Annotated in this window: 2 protein-coding genes; one reads left to right on the top strand and one right to left on the bottom strand. The window is 42.1% G+C overall.

What is annotated here, in order from left to right; translation table 11 throughout:
- Positions 1 to 121 precede the first annotated feature (121 nt).
- Positions 122 to 1993, bottom strand: coding sequence for an ATP-dependent zinc metalloprotease FtsH (gene ftsH, locus ACM0OP_RS23885; RefSeq protein ID WP_414530898.1), 1872 nt, complete (start codon positions 1991 to 1993; stop codon positions 122 to 124).
- Positions 1994 to 2385: 392 nt separating this feature from the next.
- On the opposite strand from ftsH, the gene ACM0OP_RS23880 reads away from it, so the two are divergent.
- Positions 2386 to 2931, top strand: a complete 546-nt coding sequence (locus ACM0OP_RS23880; RefSeq protein ID WP_414530897.1) for an NADPH-dependent FMN reductase — start codon at positions 2386 to 2388, stop codon at positions 2929 to 2931.
- Positions 2932 to 3069 lie beyond the last annotated feature (138 nt).

Below are 3069 nucleotides of genomic sequence, written 5' to 3'. Positions count from 1 at the left end.
GACCTATATTTATCAATTCACTATTTTGTTATTCTGTCAATGCGTAACTCCTAGACATTATTTATAAATTTAGTGGCTAAAAATAATTTTCAGCCCGCGTGGGCGAGCTGAGTTTTTCTTACTAATGAGATACGGCTAGTGTTTCATCCTTCACTTGTTGGGTGTATTGGGCGACAATTTCCCGGAATTTTTCACCTTCAATGGTTTCTTCGTCTGTTAACAAATCCACTAAATATTCCAAAGCGGCGCGGTTATTTTCCAGTAGTTCTTTTGCTTGTAGGTAGCAATTGTTAATAATTTCCCGGACTTGGGAATCAATTTTAGCGGCAATTTTTTCGGAATACTCTGTTTTATTCATCCAGTCCCGTCCTAAAAATACTTCGTTGTTCTGAGTATCCAAGGACAATAAACCTAATTCAGACATCCCAAACCGTGTCACCATTTGCCGAGCCATGTTTGTGACGTGTTGTAAGTCATTACTTGCACCTGTGGTAACTTCGGGCTGACCAAATACAATTTCTTCGGCGGCGCGACCACCTAAAGTAGAGGTAATTTTGGCTCTGATTTGAGAGCGAGAAATTAAACCTTGTTCTTCGTTGGGGGTGAACCAAGTTAATCCTAGTGCTTGACCCCGTGGGATAAGTGTGACTTTCTGCACTGGGTCATGTTCTTTGAGTAATGTGCCAATTAAGGCGTGTCCGACTTCGTGGTAGGCTATTAAGCGCTTGTTTTTGCTATCCACTAAGGCTGTGCCTTCCATACCAGCCACGACTCTATCTATGGCATGATCAATTTCTAGGATGCTAATTGCGTCTTTGCGTCTGCGAGCTGTGAGAATGGCGGCTTCGTTGAGTAAGTTGGCTAAATCTGCACCTGTGAAACCGGGTGTGCGTCGGGCGATCGCATCTAAAGATACGGTAGAATCAAGTTTCTTATTACGTGCATGGACTGACAAGATTTCTGCCCTTCCCTTTAAGTCTGGTGCATCAACCATTACTTGCCTATCAAAGCGTCCTGGTCTTAGCAATGCTGCATCTAAAACATCAGGGCGGTTAGTGGCTGCAATAATAATAATCCCTGTATTCCCCTCAAAACCATCCATTTCAGTCAGCAGCTGGTTGAGAGTTTGTTCTCTCTCATCGTTACCACCACCGATACCAGTACCCCGTTGTCGTCCCACAGCATCGATTTCGTCGATAAATATTAAGCATGGGGCGTTGTCTTTGGCTTTTTTAAACAAGTCCCGGACACGGGATGCACCTACACCCACAAACATTTCCACAAATTCTGAGCCGGAAATGCTAAAGAAAGGTACGCCGGCTTCCCCGGCGATCGCCTTTGCTAGTAAAGTTTTACCAGTACCAGGAGGTCCAATTAATAAAACACCTTTAGGAATGCGTGCGCCTACAGCCGTAAATCTTTCTGGCTGCTTCAAAAAGGTGACAACTTCCCCTAATTCCTCTTTTGCTTCTTCTACCCCAGCTACATCTTCAAACTTGACACCTGTTTTCGCCTCCATTTGAAAACGAGCGCGAGATTTGCCAAAGTTTAACGCTTGGTTAGAGGCATTAGTGGAGCGCCGGAGAAATAATAACATTAAAGCTGCCAGTGGTACAATCCACAGTAGGTTCATCAACAGTCCTAGAGCTACTCGGCTGTTAGCAGAGGAAACCCGGCCAAAGTCAACATTTTGTGCTTTGAGAGTGTTAATTAACTCAGAGTTTTGGTTCAACAGCCTGACTTCCATTGGTGCTGCATCTGGCTTGTCTCCCTTCAGATAAACTCTAGCCATCTGTTGAGTTTCATCAATTTCTACTTTTCTGACTTCTCCTTGCTTAGATTTAGTCAGTAACTCACCATAACTTAACGATTGGCGCTCTGCTCTTTGCGCTGAGGCTGGATTACCCATGAATAGACCAGGCAACATTAGTAAACTAGCTGCTAGAGCGGCTGTACGCTGTTTTATCAATGTCTTTTTCCCGAAATTTTGCATAATAATTACCCTTTGTCTAGTGGCATCAGTCCATTAGGTCTGGTTTTTTGCCTATTCTTCTAGCAAAAATTGCTATAACTGGAAATCACTATTTTCTCATCTAGTCTAACTTCTAGATAAAGCTATTCCCCAGTTTGTCTGCTTTCTCATTCAATAATTCCCCAATTATTTACCCACCAGTCAGGAAGAATTGACAGAAGAAGTAGGAGGACAAGCCCCTTCCTTCTGGGACGGAATACAAGTTTTGTTCCAGTCTCGCCTCTACTCCCCTGTCTCTGGAAATGACTATGTTGATTGACGATAAAAATATAAATAGCTAATATAAAATCGTAATGACTCCGCCTTTTAAATATCTTGGTGGTGTCACAAAAAATTTAGTTGATGGGTGAATTATGGTAAAAATTGTTGGATTTGGTGGTAGTTTAAGACCTGATTCCTACACCCAGATTGCTTTAAAAATAGCAGCACAACGGGTAGAAGCCCTGGGCGCAAAGGTGGAAATTTTAGATTTGCGGCAGTTAAATTTACCATTTTGTGATGGTGGTAAAGATTATTCAGCATACCCAGATGTTCAACTTTTACGGGATACCGTCAGTGGTGCTGATGGGTTAATTTTAGCAACACCAGAATATCATGGCGGTGTGAGTGGTGTTTTAAAAAATACTTTGGATTTAATGAGTTTTGATGAACTTTCTGATAAGGTTACAGGATTGGTCAGTGTATTAGGTGGTCAGGTTAATAGTAACGCACTGAATGATTTACGGCTAATTATCAGATGGGTACATGGCTGGGTAATACCAGAGCAAATTGCTATTGGACAAGCCTGGAGTGCTTTTAGTCCTGAAGGAAAGCTGGTAGATGAAAAACTCTCGGAAAGATTTGATAAGTTTGCTCAGAGTTTGGTAGACAATACTCGTAAGTTGCGAGGAGTTAATTAGACATCTGGAATCATTAAATTTGTCTATTTTTTGACCAAATTAATCTGAAGTTGCATAAAAAGAACCCCTCCCCTCCTCCTGTACTACGGTGTACACACAAGTAGAAGTAAACTACTAGGGGAGGGGACTTTATGAGGA

Origin of the sequence: Nodularia chucula CCY0103, from assembly GCF_963923915.1 — a bacterium.
Lineage (GTDB): Bacteria > Cyanobacteriota > Cyanobacteriia > Cyanobacteriales > Nostocaceae > Nodularia > Nodularia chucula.
The sequence above is the reverse complement of the archived record's forward strand: the minus strand, read 5'-3'. Positions and strand labels throughout refer to the sequence as shown.